The 14,646-nt window shown below is 58.3% G+C and carries 14 protein-coding genes; 7 read left to right on the plus strand and 7 right to left on the minus strand.

Features of this window, described 5'->3' with window-relative positions; all coding sequences use genetic code 11:
• The first annotated feature begins 30 nt into the window (after positions 1-30).
• Positions 31-486: a YhbP family protein gene (locus CKQ53_RS06990; RefSeq protein ID WP_085651009.1), complete on the plus strand. Its 456-nt coding sequence runs from the start codon at positions 31-33 to the stop codon at positions 484-486.
• A gap of 4 nt (positions 487-490) precedes the next feature.
• Here CKQ53_RS06990 and nrdG read toward each other — a convergent pair whose 3' ends face one another.
• On the minus strand, positions 491-955 hold the full coding sequence (gene nrdG / locus CKQ53_RS06995; protein ID WP_085651008.1) for an anaerobic ribonucleoside-triphosphate reductase-activating protein: 465 nt from the start codon (positions 953-955) through the stop codon (positions 491-493).
• 159 nt (positions 956-1,114) lie between these two features.
• Positions 1,115-3,253 carry an anaerobic ribonucleoside-triphosphate reductase gene (gene nrdD / locus CKQ53_RS07000; protein ID WP_085651007.1) on the minus strand — a complete coding sequence of 713 codons (2,139 nt, stop codon included), beginning with the start codon at positions 3,251-3,253 and terminating at the stop codon, positions 1,115-1,117.
• 733 nt (positions 3,254-3,986) lie between these two features.
• Between nrdD and CKQ53_RS07010 the strand changes: the two genes are divergently transcribed.
• The 5 genes from CKQ53_RS07010 to CKQ53_RS07030 all read left to right on the plus strand — a co-directional run bounded on the left by CKQ53_RS07010 (position 3,987) and on the right by CKQ53_RS07030 (position 9,985).
• Positions 3,987-4,895: a homocysteine S-methyltransferase family protein gene (locus CKQ53_RS07010; RefSeq protein WP_085651005.1), complete on the plus strand. Its 909-nt coding sequence runs from the start codon at positions 3,987-3,989 to the stop codon at positions 4,893-4,895.
• 67 nt (positions 4,896-4,962) lie between these two features.
• Positions 4,963-6,504, plus strand: coding sequence for an ABC transporter substrate-binding protein (locus CKQ53_RS07015; RefSeq protein ID WP_085651004.1), 1,542 nt, complete (start codon positions 4,963-4,965; stop codon positions 6,502-6,504).
• Positions 6,505-6,532: 28 nt separating this feature from the next.
• Positions 6,533-7,528 (plus strand): ABC transporter permease, encoded by a 996-nt coding sequence (locus tag CKQ53_RS07020; protein WP_118894803.1) that lies wholly within the window; start codon positions 6,533-6,535, stop codon positions 7,526-7,528.
• A gap of 47 nt (positions 7,529-7,575) precedes the next feature.
• Complete coding sequence (locus CKQ53_RS07025; protein ID WP_027063977.1) at positions 7,576-8,397, plus strand: ABC transporter permease; 822 nt, start codon at positions 7,576-7,578, stop codon at positions 8,395-8,397.
• On the plus strand, positions 8,390-9,985 hold the full coding sequence (locus tag CKQ53_RS07030; protein WP_094118168.1) for an ABC transporter ATP-binding protein: 1,596 nt from the start codon (positions 8,390-8,392) through the stop codon (positions 9,983-9,985). The genes CKQ53_RS07025 and CKQ53_RS07030 overlap by 8 nt, the downstream gene beginning before the upstream one ends.
• Before the next feature lie 122 nt (positions 9,986-10,107).
• On the opposite strand, the gene ridA is transcribed toward CKQ53_RS07030, so the two are convergent.
• The 4 genes from ridA to argF all read right to left on the minus strand — a co-directional run bounded on the left by ridA (position 10,108) and on the right by argF (position 13,381).
• Positions 10,108-10,494: a 2-iminobutanoate/2-iminopropanoate deaminase gene (ridA, locus tag CKQ53_RS07035; RefSeq protein WP_094118169.1), complete on the minus strand. Its 387-nt coding sequence runs from the start codon at positions 10,492-10,494 to the stop codon at positions 10,108-10,110.
• A 116-nt stretch (positions 10,495-10,610) separates the two neighbouring features.
• Positions 10,611-11,075, minus strand: coding sequence for an aspartate carbamoyltransferase regulatory subunit (pyrI, locus tag CKQ53_RS07040; RefSeq protein ID WP_026740769.1), 465 nt, complete (start codon positions 11,073-11,075; stop codon positions 10,611-10,613).
• A gap of 13 nt (positions 11,076-11,088) precedes the next feature.
• Complete coding sequence (pyrB, locus tag CKQ53_RS07045) at positions 11,089-12,024, minus strand: aspartate carbamoyltransferase (RefSeq protein WP_085650998.1); 936 nt, start codon at positions 12,022-12,024, stop codon at positions 11,089-11,091.
• Positions 12,025-12,370: 346 nt separating this feature from the next.
• A complete protein-coding gene (gene argF / locus CKQ53_RS07050; RefSeq protein ID WP_094118170.1) occupies positions 12,371-13,381 on the minus strand; it encodes an ornithine carbamoyltransferase in 1,011 nt (336 codons plus the stop codon).
• 161 nt (positions 13,382-13,542) lie between these two features.
• On the opposite strand from argF, the gene rraB reads away from it, so the two are divergent.
• Complete coding sequence (gene rraB / locus CKQ53_RS07055) at positions 13,543-13,968, plus strand: ribonuclease E inhibitor RraB (protein ID WP_085653795.1); 426 nt, start codon at positions 13,543-13,545, stop codon at positions 13,966-13,968.
• Between the two features lie 77 nt (positions 13,969-14,045).
• Here rraB and CKQ53_RS07060 read toward each other — a convergent pair whose 3' ends face one another.
• A complete protein-coding gene (locus CKQ53_RS07060) occupies positions 14,046-14,549 on the minus strand; it encodes a GNAT family N-acetyltransferase (protein WP_085653794.1) in 504 nt (167 codons plus the stop codon).
• Between the last annotated feature and the right edge of the window lie 97 nt (positions 14,550-14,646).

A 14,646-nucleotide genomic window follows, 5' to 3' on the forward strand; every position in this document is an offset into this window, starting at 1 on the left:
ACGCTTAGTCAGTGGAGGGAGGCCATCAGGATGAATTCAGAAGCGATCTCGGCGGCAATAACACGTTACCTGCGTCGGCATCATGTGCTGACGCTGTGCGCGGGCGATGCCGACAATTTATGGTGCGCCAACGGTTTCTACGTTTATGACGCGGACATCGCGGCCTTCGATATTATGACACCGGCGGACACGCGACATGCCCAACTGATGCGGGATTATCCGCGCGTCGCGGGCACCGTCAGCGACCAGCAGAAAAACGAGATGTTGATTCAGGGCGTACAGTTTCGGGCCGAAGCTCGCCTGTTGCAAGGCGCGGAGGCTCACGCCGCACGCGATCGTTACAATGCGCGCTTCGCCCTTGCCCGACGGTCCCGTTCGCCGCTATGGCGCTTAACGCTGACAGAGCTGAAAATGACCGATAACCGGCGCAGCTTTGGGACCTGTCTGCAGTGGCAACGGGACATCGCGGACCTGCCATCACGCTGAAGCCTCAACGCAGGTGATGGATGACCTGATTGCTGCTGCCGCGCCAGATCAGCGAAGGGTCTTTCAAATCCTGCACGAATTTACCGTCAACCAGTACGTTGATGAGATCGACCACCTGACGCTGTTCCGGCGTCAGCTCCGCCAGCACATAGCCCGTCCACATCCAGATATCCTTGCCCGTACACTCACGTCGGATGCGTTGTACCAGACGCAGGATGTCCGGCACGTTCTGCGGATGTAGGGGATCGCCGCCGGAGAGGGTGATCCCCTGACGCGGAATGTCGGTATCTTGCAGATCGACGATGATCCGATCCTCTTCGACCTGCGTAAACGGCTGACCGGCGCTGAGCCGCCAGGTGGTTTTGTTATAACAACCCGGACATTGATGTTCGCACCCGGCGACAAACAGCGCGCAGCGTGTGCCGGGGCCGTTAACGACATCCACGGGGTAGTACTGAAGGTAATTCATCACGGTTGTCCCTATCCGGGGTCGTCCAGAGACGGCCTGTCTTGAGCAGCGTGTGATTCGAATCCCCAAGGGGAGAGCGAATGGGGACTCGATGAGCGGGAAGCGTCAGCGCCCGGCCGGCAGCATCAATATTGCTGGCCAGGCGCTGAGAAAGCAGGATTAACCCAGCTGGCCGTTAGCCAGATGTTTGATTCTGCGTTTTACCTCTTCCTGTTTGCCCGCGTTAAACGGACGCGCGTCCGGGCTGCCCAGATAGCCGCAGACACGGCGAGTGACGGAAACACGCGAGGAGTCGTGGTTACCGCATTTCGGGCAGGTAAAGCCTTTGCTGGTGCAGGCGAACTCGCCGGTGAAGCCGCACTCGTAGCATTCATCGATCGGCGTGTTGGTCCCGTAATAGGGGACGCGGCTGTAGCTGTAATCCCAGACGTCTTCCAGCGCTTTCAGGTTGTGCTGCAGGTTGGGATATTCGCCGTAACAGATAAAGCCGCCGTTCGCCAACGCCGGATACGGCGCTTCGAAATTGATTTTTTCGTACGGGTTCACCTTCTTCTCGACGTCGAGATGGAAGCTGTTGGTGTAGTAGCCCTTGTCGGTCACGCCCGGGACTACGCCGAACTCGGCGGTATCCAGACGGCAGAAACGGTCGCACAGGTTTTCGCTCGGCGTGCTGTACAGGCTGAAGCCGTAGCCGGTATCTTCTTTCCAGCGGTCGGTCGCGGCTTTCAGATGCGCCACAATTGCGACGGCTTTTTCACGCAGCATTTCGTCGTCGAAGACGTGTTTCTCATTGCCGAACAGCGCGTTGATCGTTTCATGTACGCCGATATAGCCAAGAGAAATAGACGCGCGGCCATTCTTGAAGATTTCAGCGATATTGTCGTCCGCTTTCAGACGTACGCCGCAGGCGCCTTCCATGTAGAGGATGGGCGCGACGCGCGCCTTCACGTTTTCCAGACGGGCGACGCGGGTCATCAGCGCTTTCTTCGCCAGTTCCAGTCGCTGGTCGAGCAGTTTCCAGAACTGAGCCTCATCCCCTTTGGCTTCCAGCGCGATGCGCGGCAGGTTCAGACTGATTACGCCGAGGTTGTTGCGGCCGTCGTGGATCTGCTCGCCGTTTTCTTCATAGACGTTGAGGAAGCTACGGCAGCCCATCGGCGTCTTGAACGAACCGGTGACCTTCACCACCTGATCGTAGTTCAGGATATCCGGGTACATCCGTTTGCTGGCGCATTCCAGCGCCAGCTGTTTGATGTCGTAGCTCGGATCGCCCGCTTTGTGGTTAAGGCCGTCGCGCACAGCGAAGACCAGCTTCGGAAATACGGCGGTTTTGCGATTTTTACCCAGCCCGGCGATGCGATTGCGCAGGATAGATTCCTGAATCAGACGAGACTCCCAGCTGGTGCCCAGCCCGAAACCGAAGGTCACGAACGGCGTCTGACCGTTGGCGGTGTGCAGCGTGTTCACTTCATATTCCAGCGACTGGAAGGCGTCGTAACACTCTTTTTCCGTGCGGCTGTGCGCGTAACGTTCGGCGTCAGGAATATTCCACTCTTCCGCTACGGCCTGATGCTTCTTGTAACTGGCGGCGACGAACGGCGCCAGAATTTCGTCAATGCGGTTGATGGTGGTGCCGCCGTAGATATGGCTGGCGACCTGCGCGATGATCTGCGCGGTGACGGCTGTCGCCGTAGAGATGGAGCGAGGCGGCTCGATCTCGGCGTTACCCATCTTGAAGCCCTGCGTCAGCATGCCGTTCAGGTCGATCAGCATGCAGTTGAACATGGGGAAGAACGGGGAGTAATCCAGATCGTGGTAGTGGATTTCCCCGCGCTCATGCGCCAGCACCACATCGCGCGGCAGGATATGCAGCTTAGCGTAGTGTTTCGCGACGATGCCGGCCAGCAGGTCGCGCTGAGTCGGGATCACCTTGCTGTCTTTGTTGGCGTTCTCGTTAAGCAGGGAAACGTTGCTCTGTTCAACCAGACCGCGAATTTCCTGCGTCAGGCGACCCTGACGTTCGCGCGAGACGTCGCGGTCGTGGCGATATTCGATGTAGGCGCGCGCGACAGGCTTGTAGTTGCTCGACATCAGCAGGTTTTCGACCGCGTCCTGAATTTCGCGGATTTCGACGCGAGAGCGATCCCGCATCTGCTCGGTGACGGCGGCCGCCACGGTCGCGCAAAAATCGAGATCGTTAACGCCCGTAGCGCTGGCGGCTCGCTCCACCGCCTCACGGATACGAATTTCATCAAAAGGTACCTGACAGCCGTTCCGTTTAATCACTACTGGTTTCACGTTCGCGTCCTCATTAATGTCTGTGCAGTTGTTATCCACAGGCACAACCGCGGCCCATCAGGGCTTGATGGGGTTGTGGATGATTTTGTGGATAAGCGCTATATGTAGGTCTTATTCTGAGTATAGACACTATATATTGAATTTTTCCAGCCGGATTATAGTGAGTTTGGTAGGGAGGTTTATCTCCAATTTCATGCTGAGATTGATGCAGAACAAAGAAATTTCTAAACAGCTTAAATTAGAGACGAATAGCATGATGTCTTTTTTGTAAACGTGAGCAAGGGAGGGGGAGACCATCTTTAAATATGCAAAAAGGCATGGGAAAAATAGGGTTTTCCGTCCTTTGTTCGCCGTTTTTTTAAACGCTTTTTTTACTCAGGCGATTCACTGTCATGGCCGACTTCGCTCCTCTCCGCGTGCGTCATGTTTCTCGCAAAAAAACGCCTTGGCCGACCCTGCATTTTTGAGGATGGAGTCGCTGCGTCGCTGACGCAATGTCGCCCTCAACCTGCGCGACGAAGCCGGAGTCACCCCTTCTTGGGCTTCCTGGGGAATGTGAGGGTCCCCGTATTGCCGTTGGGAACGGCGATCATGGCGGGCGGCGATAAAGTGAGACTGCCGCAGAGCGTTGAAGCTCTCCGGTTTTTTAGCTATCAAGGCTTCTAGACATCTATATGACTTTTTTTGTAAGGTGGGCCACCATTTTTTCAGTTTCGCTGAGTAAGGAAGGACGATGTCAAAGAACGTGCTGATTCTGGACGGCGGCATGGGCCGTGAACTGGCGCGAATTGGCGCGCCTTTCCGCCAACCGGAGTGGTCGGCGTTAGCGCTGCTGGAGTCTCCGCAGCATGTACGGCAAGTGCATGATAGCTATATCGCCGCGGGATCGCAGGTCATCACGGCGAACAGCTACGCCGTCGTCCCGTTCCATCTTGGCGACGATCAGTTCCAGCGCCGCGGCCATGAACTGGCTGCGCTGGCTGGCAAGCTGGCGCGAGAGGCGGCAGACGCCGCGCCGCACGCCGTGCGAGTCGCCGGTTCTCTGCCTCCGGCGCTCGGCTCTTATCGACCCGACCTGTTTTCCGCCGCCGCCGCTGAACCCCTTTTGCGAGTGCTGATCGACGCGCTTGACCCCTACGTTGATGTCTGGCTGGCCGAAACCCAAAGCTCGCTGGCGGAAGTGGCGCTGGTGCGTCGGCTGCTGGCGGACGATCCGCGCGAACTGTGGTTCTCCTTTACTTTGCAGGATGAGCTGGATGATCAGGGCCGAGCGCGGCTGCGTTCCGGTGAGACGATCGCCGAGGCGGCTAAAGGCGCCATTGAGCTGGGCGCCGCCAATCTGCTGTTCAACTGTAGCCGCCCGGAAGTCATGGCTCCCGCCGTCGCGGAAGCCCGCGCTCAGTTAAGCGAGCAGGGCGCGACCATGGGCATCGGTGTGTACGCCAATGCGTTCGAGCCGGAAGATAATCGCCGCGAAGCGAACGACGGCCTCAGTCGACTGCGTGCTGACACGCACCCTGAAGGGTATCAGCAGTGGGCCGCCGAATGGGTGGCACAGGGCGCGACGCTGGTCGGCGGCTGCTGCGGCATCGGACCCGAACATATTGCCCGCCTGGCGCAGGCGTTGCCGCATCGGGACTAAATCCCGATCGGCGTCTATAACGATAATAACCTCTCGCCACGAGCAGGGGATAACAGGGGAACACATCATGAATCGTCGTCACTTTATCAAGAACGCGTGCGCGCTCTCGGTCGCCGCCGCTACGGCGAGTTGGCCGCTGAGCCACGCCTGGGGGGCGGATACTGCGGAAACGCCGAAGAAAGGCGGTCATCTGATCGTCGGCGTGGATAATGCCTCCAGCACCGATCGCCTCGATCCGGCTTTCTGGTTCGAAACCTATATGTATTTCGTTGGCTCCCAGCTGTTCAACAATCTGGTCGAGCTCGATGAGCGCGGTGAACTCAGCCCGTCGCTGGCGGAGTCCTGGGACAGCCAAGAGGGTGGCCGTGTCTGGGTACTGAAAATTCGGCAGGGCGTACAGTTCCACGACGGTCGTACGCTGACCGCCAAAGATGTCATCTATTCGTTGAACCACCACCGCAGCGCCGAGTCGAGTTCGTCGGTGAAAGGTTATCTGGAACCGGTCACGGCGCTGGAAGCGACTGGTACGCATGAAGTGACGATCCGACTCAATGCGCCAAACGTTGAATTTGTCGCGCTGCTGAGCGACGTGCATTTCGCCATCACGCCGGAAAATGAATCGTTCGATAAAGGCATCGGCACCGGCGCTTTCATTCTGGAAAGCTTCCAGCCCGGCGTGCGTACGCTGGTGAAACGTAACCCGAATCACTGGAACAGCGCGCGCGGTCACGTCGATTCCGTCGAAACGCTGGCGATGAACGACTCTACCGCCCGCGTCGCGGCGTTGGTGAGTGGTTCCGCTCACCTCATCAACCGCGTCAATCCGCGCATCGTTGGCCGGATTGAGAAGATGCCGAATTTACAGCTGCTGCGCTCGCACGACAGCCAGATCTTCACGTTTCCCGGCCTCGGCAGCCTGCCGCCGTTCGATTCACAGGACGGCCGACTGGCGCTCAAATACGCCATCGATCGCCAGCAGATCATCGATACGGTGCTGGGCGGTTATGGCACCGTCGCCAACGATAACCCGGTCTTCCCCTCTAGCCGCTACTTTGCGAAAGACATTCCGCAGCGCCCGTACGATCCGGAAAAGGCCAAATGGCACTGGCAGAAAGCCGGATTTAACGGACCGTTGGTGCTGTCCGTCGCCGATGCGGGCTTCCCCGGCGCGGTGGATGCAGGCCAGCTCTATCAGGCCTCTGCGCAACGCGCGGGAATTCCATTGAAGGTTGAGCGTGTACCGGACGATGCGTTCTGGGACAATGTCTGGATGAAGAAACCGTTCGTGTCTTCCAACTGGTCTATGCGTCCGACGACGGATGCGTTGCTGTCGCTGGTGTTCACCAGCGGCGCGCCGTGGAATGAATCCGGCTGGAAAGAGCCGTCGTTCGACCAACTGGTGCAGGCGGCCCGTGGTGAAGTCAACGAAGAGAAACGCCGTCAGATTTATCATGATATTCAGCTGATGCTGGTGGAAAAGGGCAGCGAAATCATTCCGCTGTACGCCGACTCTCTCGACGCTTGCAGCCAACGCGTGAAAGGGCTGACGGCAATCCCTGGCTTCCCGCTGAGCGGCAACCGCGCCGCAGAAAAATTGTGGCTGGCATAGGGATCGCCCAGCCGATAGGTGAGACAAGATGAGCGTGCTTGATAGCGTAAATGCCCGATGGCCGCTGCTGACGATGATTTCGCGTCGTTTGCTGGCGGGCGGGCTGATGATTGTGGTGGTGTCGGCGTTGATTTTCGCCGGGATCCAGCTGTTGCCGGGGAATGCCGCGACCGCCATTTTGGGGCAAACGGCCACGCCGGACGCCGTGAAGGCGCTCAATCTTCAGCTTGGGCTGGACCAACCGGCGTTGGCGCGCTATTTCAGCTGGCTGTCGGGCATCGTCCACGGCGACTTCGGTCATAGCTTTACCAGTCGCCAGCCGGTCGGACCGGTGCTGGCTTATCGGCTTGAAAATACGTTGTTTCTGGCCGCCTGCACCTCGGCAGTTGCGGTGCCGCTGGCGCTGATCATCGGTTTTCTGTCGGTACGTTATCAGGGCAGCTGGCTTGACCAACTGCTGAACCTGTTTACCCGAACGGCGGTGGCGCTGCCGGAGTTTTTTTCGGGCTATCTGCTCATTCTAGTGTTCTCCATCACGCTCTATTGGCTGCCGAGCAACAGCAGTGTAAACGACGGTATGCCGTTCGCGGACCGCTTAACGGCCGTCGCGCTGCCCGCGATGACGCTGTTGCTGGCGGTGCTGGGACATATGAGCAACATGACGCGCGCCGCGCTGATCAGCGCCCAGAATGCCGCGTATGTCGATACCGCACTGCTGAAAGGACTATCGCCTTCCAGCATTCTCTGGCGCCATGTGCTGCCCAACGCTTGGGGGCCTATCATCAACGTGATCGTGCTGAATCTGGCCTACCTGATGGTGGGCGTGGTGATTGTGGAAAACGTCTTTGTTTATCCCGGGCTGGGACAGTACATGGTCGATAGCATCAGCAAACGCGACATTCCGGTGATTCAGGACTGCGCGCTGGTGCTGGCCGCCATTTATATTTTGCTGAACCTGCTGGCGGACGTGGTGGCGTTGATGGCCAACCCGCGTTTACGACACTCCCGGCAGTCGAACGGATGAGCCGGCGCGACCCGCAAGATCGTCTTGATGGTAATGGATAAAAGTACATGCCTCCTGTGAAACCTTCCGTTGTACTCGGCCTATCAGGGCTGAGCCTGTTTATTCTGGTGGCCGTTTTCGCCCCTTGGATCGCGCCTTTCCCGGCCGATCAGGTGATCGGCGGCGCATGGTTAGGGCCGATGGATCGCGCATGGCTGGGCACCGATAATTTGGGGCGCGACCTGTTTTCCCGACTGATTTGGGGGACGAGGACGTCGCTGACCGTGACGGCGTTGGCGGCCGCGTTGGCGTTTGTTCTCGGCACGCTGCTCGGTTTTCTGGCCGGGGTGTGCGGCGGCGCGGTCGATCAGATCATCTCGCGCGTCAACGATGTGCTGATGGCGATCCCGACGCTGATCCTGGCGCTGGTGGTGCTTGCGCTGCTCCCGAAAAGCCTGTTCGTCATTATCGTCGTGCTGGGCGTGCTCGAAGCGACTCAGGTACTGCGCGTGGCGCGGGCGCTGGCGGTCGATCTGGCGACGCAGGAGTTTATCGAAGCCGCGCGGATGCGCGGTGAATCGATGCGCTGGATCCTGTGGCGGGAAATCTTGCCGAATGCGCTGACCACGCTGATCGCGGAGTTCGCGCTGCGTTTTATTTTCATTCTGCTGTTCCTCTCCGCCCTGTCGTTTCTGGGGATGGGCATTCAGCCGCCGACTGCCGATTGGGGCGGGCTGGCGCGGGATAATAAAGACGGCATTCTGTTTGGCGTCTGGGCCGCGCTGGTGCCGGGCGCGGCGATCGCGCTGCTGGCGATATCGCTCAGCGTGGTGGCCGACTGGCTGCTGAGTCGCGACGGCCGTCGCTGGCAGGGAGGTCGACATGGTTGAGCTGCTGCGAGTCGAAGCATTAAAAGTGGTGGCGGGTGACAGCACGCTGGTTCAGGACATCTCGTTCTCGCTGAAAAAAGGCGAGGTGCTGGGGCTGATTGGCGAGTCCGGCGCGGGCAAGTCCACCATTGGTCAGGCGATCCTCGGTCACTGCCGCCACGGGATGCAGATTCAGGGCGGTCAGATCTGGTTTCAGGGAACAGATCTGGCGGCGTTATCTGAGCGCCAGCTGCGCCGGGTGCGCGGTCCCCGTATCGCCTACGTTGCCCAGTCAGCCAGCACGGCCTTTAATCCAGCCCGCAAGATCGGCGAGCAAGTGATCGAAACGGCGGTGCGTCATCGTGTGATGTCGCGTCGGCAGGCGATCGAACGGGCGATGACGCTGTTCGCTCAGCTGTCGTTGCCGGACCCGTCGAGCTTCTTCCAGCGTTATCCGCATCAGGTGTCCGGCGGGCAGTTGCAGCGGGCGATGATCGCGATGGCGATGTGCGCGGGACCAGAGCTGATTATCTTCGATGAACCGACGACGGCGCTGGACGTCACGACCCAGTTGGACGTCCTCAAAGCCATCGACGACATCATCCGTATGACCGGCGTGGCGGCACTTTACATCAGTCACGATCTGGCGGTGGTGGCGCAGCTGAGCCAGCGCATCATGGTGCTGCGCCGGGGTCGGCAGGTGGAAGTCGGCGCGACGGAGGCGATCCTGGCACGTCCGTCGCAGGAGTACACTCGTCAGCTGTTGCAGGCGCGCGGCGAACCGAAAATGCCACAGCCGGATGATGGCGAGGTTCTGCTGGATGTCGTGCAGTTGGAAGCGCGCTATCAGCGTCAGCCGGTGCTTCATGACATTTCGCTGCGTTTGGCGCGAGGGCGCACGCTGGCGGTGATCGGCGAGTCCGGGTCGGGCAAATCGACGCTCGGGCGGACTGTGTGCGGATTACTGGCGCCCAGCCAAGGAGATATCCGACTGCGGGGAGAAACACTGCCTGCGACGCTGGCGAAACGTAGCCGACGACAGCTGCAGTCTATTCAAATGATTCACCAGCACCCGGATATGGCGCTGAATCCGCGTCTCTCTGTCGGCGTGCAAATCGAGCGAGCGATGGTCTGCCTGACGGATCTTGGCCCCGCAGCGTGCCGCGGGCGTGTTAATGCGCTGCTTGAGCAGGTCGGGCTCTCCGCCGACATCGCTCGTCGCCTGCCGACGTCGCTCTCGGGCGGCCAGAAGCAGCGTGTCTGCATCGCCCGCGCGCTGGCCGCACAGCCGGAACTGATTATCTGCGATGAACCGACGTCCGCGCTGGACCCGCTGGTGGCGCGCGATGTGCTGGCGCTGTTGCGTCGAATCCAGCAGGAAACCGGCGTCTCCTACCTGTTCATCACGCATGATTTACATGTGGTGCGGGAAGTCGCGGACAGCGTCGCGGTGTTACGTCAGGGGCGGATAGTCCGTCAGGGCCGAGTAGACGAAGCGCTGTCGCCGCCGCTTGACGAGTACACCCGCGAGTTGCTGATCGCCGTACCGGAGATGCGCTGCGGCTGGCTGCAGGAAGTGATGGTGGAGAACGAGAGCGACGCCCATTAAGAGATGCGCGCGTTTCCGCGCGTTTTTTCTGATCCGCTTCGAAAGGTCATTACCCGGAGTCGAGTTAAAAAAAGACGCGCCTTTCAGGTCGCGTCTTTTTTATTGGCGAGGGTGCGGCGCGCTTAGCGGCGAACGGCAATGGCCTCGATTTCGATCTTCACGTCTTTCGGCAGGCGTGCGACTTCCACGCAGGAGCGGGCCGGGAACGGGGCATCGTTTTCATTGAAGAACGCTTCATAAGTCGCGTTCACCGTCGCAAAGTCGTTCAGGTCTTTGACGAATACCGTCATTTTCACCACGTCGCTCACCTTCAGACCGGCGGCTTCAACGATGGCTTTGACGTTTTCCAGCGACTGGCGTGCCTGCGCGGAGACGTCGTCGGGAACCAAACCGGTTTTAGGATCGACGGGGATCTGACCCGAAGTGAGTACCATGTTGCCGAGATCGACGGCCTGAACATAAGGACCGATAGCGGCCGGAGCGTGTTCCGTACTGATAATGCGAGACATGTTTTCTCCTGATTGAGTCCGAATGGGTGCTTGCAGCATCCATTATTCCTGAAACGTAACTTCATTCTACCCCGTGAGTCGCTTCACGAGGCAATAGGTTTCTGATCTCAGGTCGCTCAGCGGCTGTTCAGCACCGCCTGACGTTCGAACTCTTTTTCGCAGTATTTGCACTTCAGCAGCACTTCGTCTTCATGAGATTTCACGGTGAAGGAAGAGGTGACCGGTTCGCTGCGGCTGATACAGTTGGTGTTCGGGCAGGTCAGGATGCCGTGGACATGCTCAGGGAGCTGCGGATGCAGCTTGCGCACGACGTTGTATTGGTCGATCTGATTGACGGTCGCCTGCGGCGCGTACATCGCCAACTGATTGGCCTGTTCTTCCGTCAGGAAAACGTTCTCGATCTTGATCAGATCTTTGCGGCCCAGCTCGTTGGACGGCAGATTCAGACCGATGGTGATGCGCTGGTCGGTGTCGGTGAACTTGAACAGGGTGAGCAGTTTGAAGCCGATTTGCGCCGGAATGTGGTCGATCACCGTACCGCGTTTGATGGCTTCCACCTGTAATTTGTTGTCGTGAGTCATGTGTCTTCCTCTCTTACAGAACCAGTTCGCTGTTCAGCACCAGAGCCAGCAGGGCCTGACGTGCGAAAATACCGTTGCCTGCCTGCTGGAAGTAGTAGGCATGGGGCGTGCTGTCGACGTCGGTCGTGATTTCATCGATGCGTGGCAAGGGATGCAGCACTTTCAGATTCGCGCGCGCCTCGGCGAGATCCGCGGCATGCAGGATGTACTGCGCTTTGATATTGATGTATTCGGACGGGTCGAGCCGCTCTTTTTGGACGCGGGTCATGTAGAGAATATCCAGCTCCGGCACGACTTCTTCGATGCTGTTATGCAGGCTGTAGGGAATGTTCCGCTCTTCCAGCATTTTTAAAATGTAGTCCGGCATGGCCAGCGCATCGGGTGCGATGAAGTAAAAACGGTTGCCTTCGAACTTGGCCAGCGCCTGCGTCAGAGAGTGGACAGTGCGGCCGTATTTCAGATCCCCGACCATGGCGATGTTGATGTTGTCCAGACGTCCCTGAGTCTCTTGGATCGTGAACAGGTCGAGCAGCGTCTGAGAGGGGTGCTGGTTGGCGCCGTCGCCGGCGTTAAGGACGGGGATACCCTGCGAGAACTCGGCCGCCAGACGGGCCGCGCCTTCCTGTGGATGGCGCATCACAATGGCGTCCACATAGTTGCTGACCACGGAAATGGTGTCCGCCAGCGTTTCGCCTTTTTTCCCGAGCGATGTATTGCTGCTGTCGGCAAACCCCACCACCGACGCGCCCAGACGGTGCATCGCCGTTTCGAACGACAGCCGCGTGCGTGTGGACGCCTCGAAGAAGCAGCTGGCAATCACTTTATGTTTCAACAGCTCGGGCTGCGGGTTGGCCTTCAGGCTGGCGGCGACTTTCAGCGTCAGCAGCAGATCGTCCCGGCTGAGATCGTTGATTGAGATAATGTGTCTTTTATAAAGCGGATTGACCATTTGGCTATTCTCCCCACGGTTCGGCTCGGTCTACAGGTTGGCGGCCTGACGCCCTTTTCGACAGACAAAAAAAAGCCCCTCAACGAGGGGCTTTTTTCAATGAAATACGGTGTACAGGGAGGAAAAACGCGGCGTGGCTGCCAGAAGGCAGTTGCGGTTGATGACCGACAAAGATGGCTGCGTTGGACATGGTTCCTCCCGGCAAATTGCCCGGAATTATACGCGCGGAAGAGGTGAATTCAAGCGAAAAACGCAGATTTTGCCCGCGAGCAATCGGTTGCGACTGCCTGTGCGCCACTGCCGTCGACGACCTGGCATCGGGCCGGAACGGCAGTGAAACTGCGGATTATGCGTTGGGACTCAGAGTGGCGACCATGACGGCTTTGATGGTATGCATCCGATTTTCCGCCTGATCGAACACGATGCTGTGTTTGGACTCGAAAACCTCGTCGGTGACTTCCATGCCGCCGTGCAAACCGTATTGTTCGGCCATCTGCTTGCCGATCGTGGTTTGGTCGTCATGAAAAGCGGGCAGGCAGTGCAAGAATTTGACCTGCGGGTTACCCGAGGCCGCGATCATGGCCATATTGACCTGATAGGGTTTGAGCAGATCGATGCGCTGCGCCCACACCTCTTTGGGTTCCCCCATGGATACCCACACGTCGGTATAGATGAAGTCGACGTCTTTCACCCCCACAGCTACCTCTTCCGTCAGCGTGATGCTACCGCCGGTTTTCTCTGCCGCGGCCTGACATTCTGCGACCAGACCCGCTTCCGGCCAGCAGCTTTTGGGGGCGATCAGACGCAGATCCAGTCCGGTCAACGCCGCTGCTTCCAGCATGGTGTTCCCCATATTGTTGCGGGCGTCGCCGACGTAAGCCAACTTCATTTCGGACAGTGAACGGCCGGGCGCGTGTTCTTGCATCGTCAGCAGGTCCGCCAGCAACTGGGTAGGATGAAATTCATCGGTCAGCCCGTTCCATACCGGTACGCCGGACAGGTCAGCCAGTGTTTCCACACGCTCCTGTCCATAGCCGCGATACTGAATACCGTCGTACATCCGACCCAGCACGCGCGCCGTATCCTTCATCGACTCCTTGTGGCCGATCTGGCTGCCGCTGGGGGCCAGGTAGGTGACCTGCGCCCCCTGATCGTACGCAGCAACTTCGAAAGAGCAGCGAGTGCGCGTCGAATCTTTTTCGAAGATGAGTGCGATGTTTTTCCCCTGCAGGTGACGGGTCTCTGCGCCGCTTTTTTTATCTAATTTCAGTTTTGCTGACAGGGTTAACAGATGACTTATTTCTGTTGGAGTGAAATCCATCAGTCTTAAAAAATGACGTTTATAGAACGGGTTCATGGTGCTTATCTCCGTGCGAACAATCCTTCTGGTTGAATTAAAATTCACTTTATATGTGTAAATATTCAATTTCAAGTGGGCAGATCAAACTTTGTGGTGGAGCCGGGTGCGGGGCTGTGGGACAATGCGGCGATATCTCGCCGTTTAATGAGGACTGAGTCATGGTAAACCGTGAATTGCTGGAAGAGCAGCGTGAAGAAACGCGGCTGATTATTGAAGAGTTGCTGGACGATGGCAGCGATCCTGAAGCGGTCTACACCATCGAGCATCACTTCTCCGCCGAGAAGTTCGAAGACCTGGAAAAGGTGGCAGTCGACGCCTTCAAAATGGGCTATGAAGTCACGGATGCGGAAGAGCTGGAAGTTGAAGAGGGCGTGCTGCTGATGTGCTGCGACGTCATCAGCGAAGTGTCGCTCAAAGCCGAGATTATCGACGGTCAGGTCGAACAGCTACTGTCATTGGCTGAGCGTCATGAAGTCAATTACGACGGTTGGGGCACTTACTTCGAAGATCCGAACGGTTCTGACGAAGATGATGAAGGCGAAGGTGAATTCTACGATGAGGATGATGACGGCAAACGTCACTAATGCCTCTTCTCCGTGACGGCCCCCCCTTCTCCGGGCCTCGCAATATTGCCGGCGGCATGACCGTCGGCAATCCTTTCTTACAGCGGCTTGATCATTCTCACTTCGCAGTCCACATGACCGGTACTCCCTAACGCATAAGGGATTTGGCGAAATCCTAGCTTTTCATAGAGCCGAATCGCGCTGGTGAGGTGGCCGGTGGTTTCCAGATAGCAGCGGTTAAAGCCGTGCTGACGACCAAACTCCAAGGCCTGCTGCGCCAGCTGTCTGGCCAGTCCCCGTCCACGCGCGGCGGGGAGGAAATACATTTTCTGCAGCTCGCAGATATCCGCCTCTCCCCCCGACAGCGGAGCGACGCCGCCGCCGCCGATCACTTCGCCGCCGCACTCCACCACCCAGTAAGCGCAGTGCGGGCGATTGTACAGCTGGAACAGCGAATCAAGATCGGGGTCGGCGATGGTGTAGCCCTTGTCCGCCGTCAACCCGAACTCAGCCGACACGCGGCGGATCACGCTGGCCATCGCGGCGTTGTCGGCAGCGGTAATAGGGCGTGTCAGAAGTTGAACGGGAGTTGCGGTTGTCATGGTGCTTAAATGCTCGCTTTTCAGTTAATCGTTGCGACCCAATGAGGAAAGTGGATACACAGACTGTAATAACACTTTATCTGGCTCGAATGCAATC

This window comes from Lonsdalea britannica, from assembly GCF_003515985.1.
In the GTDB taxonomy this organism is placed as follows: domain Bacteria; phylum Pseudomonadota; class Gammaproteobacteria; order Enterobacterales; family Enterobacteriaceae; genus Lonsdalea; species Lonsdalea britannica.

What these genes read in the sequence shown, in the direction of transcription:
- CKQ53_RS07015 (WP_085651004.1), top strand. Translation starts at nt 4,963, where the DNA reads ATGAATCGTCGTCACTTTATCAAGAACGCGTGCGCGCTCTCGGTCGCC.
- nrdG (WP_085651008.1), bottom strand. Translation starts at nt 955, where the DNA reads ATGAATTACCTTCAGTACTACCCCGTGGATGTCGTTAACGGCCCCGGC.
- CKQ53_RS07030 (WP_094118168.1), top strand. Translation starts at nt 8,390, where the DNA reads ATGGTTGAGCTGCTGCGAGTCGAAGCATTAAAAGTGGTGGCGGGTGAC.
- pyrB (WP_085650998.1), bottom strand. Translation starts at nt 12,024, where the DNA reads ATGGTCAATCCGCTTTATAAAAGACACATTATCTCAATCAACGATCTC.
- pyrI (WP_026740769.1), bottom strand. Translation starts at nt 11,075, where the DNA reads ATGACTCACGACAACAAATTACAGGTGGAAGCCATCAAACGCGGTACG.
- argF (WP_094118170.1), bottom strand. Translation starts at nt 13,381, where the DNA reads ATGAACCCGTTCTATAAACGTCATTTTTTAAGACTGATGGATTTCACT.
- CKQ53_RS07010 (WP_085651005.1), top strand. Translation starts at nt 3,987, where the DNA reads ATGTCAAAGAACGTGCTGATTCTGGACGGCGGCATGGGCCGTGAACTG.
- CKQ53_RS07060 (WP_085653794.1), bottom strand. Translation starts at nt 14,549, where the DNA reads ATGACAACCGCAACTCCCGTTCAACTTCTGACACGCCCTATTACCGCT.
- ridA (WP_094118169.1), bottom strand. Translation starts at nt 10,494, where the DNA reads ATGTCTCGCATTATCAGTACGGAACACGCTCCGGCCGCTATCGGTCCT.
- rraB (WP_085653795.1), top strand. Translation starts at nt 13,543, where the DNA reads ATGGTAAACCGTGAATTGCTGGAAGAGCAGCGTGAAGAAACGCGGCTG.
- CKQ53_RS07025 (WP_027063977.1), top strand. Translation starts at nt 7,576, where the DNA reads ATGCCTCCTGTGAAACCTTCCGTTGTACTCGGCCTATCAGGGCTGAGC.
- CKQ53_RS07020 (WP_118894803.1), top strand. Translation starts at nt 6,533, where the DNA reads ATGAGCGTGCTTGATAGCGTAAATGCCCGATGGCCGCTGCTGACGATG.
- CKQ53_RS06990 (WP_085651009.1), top strand. Translation starts at nt 31, where the DNA reads ATGAATTCAGAAGCGATCTCGGCGGCAATAACACGTTACCTGCGTCGG.